Source organism: Pseudomonas juntendi, assembly GCF_009932375.1.
In the GTDB taxonomy this organism is placed as follows: domain Bacteria; phylum Pseudomonadota; class Gammaproteobacteria; order Pseudomonadales; family Pseudomonadaceae; genus Aquipseudomonas; species Aquipseudomonas juntendi.
Genome location: NZ_BLJG01000356.1, coordinates 1 through 440 on the forward strand (window position 1 = coordinate 1; position 440 = coordinate 440).

General features: G+C 68.2%; 1 protein-coding gene and 1 pseudogene. Both read right to left on the minus strand.

Annotated elements, in window-relative coordinates; all coding sequences use genetic code 11:
* A partial coding sequence (locus tag GYA94_RS28820; RefSeq protein WP_438826253.1) for a hypothetical protein occupies positions 1-147 on the minus strand: 147 nt, incomplete at its 3' end.
* A 34-nt stretch (positions 148-181) separates the two neighbouring features.
* Positions 182-440, minus strand: a pseudogene (locus GYA94_RS25875) (MFS transporter); the annotation flags it as partial.

The window sequence follows — 440 nt, forward strand, 5'->3', positions numbered from 1 at the left end:
GACCGGCAGGCTCTGGGCCTGGATCGGAGTCATCGCGGCATAGCCGAGGGCGTCCAGGTTGGCCAGCATGGCAGTGGACAGCGGCAAGGTGGCAAAGGCGGTGGATTCGGTGGTCACGAGGCGGGCCTGCGGTGCGAAGCGAAAAATGCCGCATAGTCTACCAGCCTCGTGGCCATTCGCCCTAAGACTCCATGTGGTGTTCCGGACGACGGGCACGCCTTCCGTCCGTCGGTGCCAGCTGCAGGAAGATCGCCGCCGCCAGCATGGCCATCACGCCGATGGTGACGAAGGTCAGCTGGAAGGCGCCCAGCGTGGTGTCAACGCCTTCGGCACTGCCGGCGGCGGTGAAGCCGCCAAGCAGGGCGCCGGCGCAGGCCACGCCCAGGCTCAGCGCCAGCTGCGCGACCACCGATAGCAGGCTGTTGCCGCTGCTGGCGCTG